Raw genomic sequence first — 506 nt, 5'->3', positions numbered from 1 at the left:
TAACCCGTGTGGGGAAGCCGTAGCGAAAGCGAGTCCGAATAGGGCGATTCAGTAGCGCGCTCAAGACCCGAAGCGGAGTGATCTAGCCATGGGCAGGTTGAAGCGGAGGTAAGACTTCGTGGAGGACCGAACCCACCAGGGTTGAAAACCTGGGGGATGACCTGTGGTTAGGGGTGAAAGGCCAATCAAACTCCGTGATAGCTGGTTCTCCCCGAAATGCATTTAGGTGCAGCGTCGTGTGTTTCTTGCCGGAGGTAGAGCACTGGATAGGCGATGGGCCCTACCGGGTTACTGACCTTAGCCAAACTCCGAATGCCGGTAAGTGAGAGCGCGGCAGTGAGACTGTGGGGGATAAGCTCCATGGTCGAGAGGGAAACAGCCCAGAGCATCGACTAAGGCCCCTAAGCGTACGCTAAGTGGGAAAGGATGTGGAGTCGCAGAGACAACCAGGAGGTTGGCTTAGAAGCAGCCACCCTTGAAAGAGTGCGTAATAGCTCACTGGTCTA

Annotated in this window: 1 rRNA gene; it reads left to right on the top strand. The window is 55.9% G+C overall.

Annotated features, from left to right (window positions below):
• Nucleotides 1–506: ribosomal RNA gene (locus tag IE255_RS38940) — 23S ribosomal RNA — on the top strand; the annotation flags it as partial.

Origin of the sequence: Streptomyces lomondensis (assembly GCF_014651035.1) — a bacterium.
GTDB lineage: Bacteria > Actinomycetota > Actinomycetes > Streptomycetales > Streptomycetaceae > Streptomyces > Streptomyces lomondensis.
The sequence above is the reverse complement of the archived record's forward strand: the minus strand, read 5'-3'. Positions and strand labels throughout refer to the sequence as shown.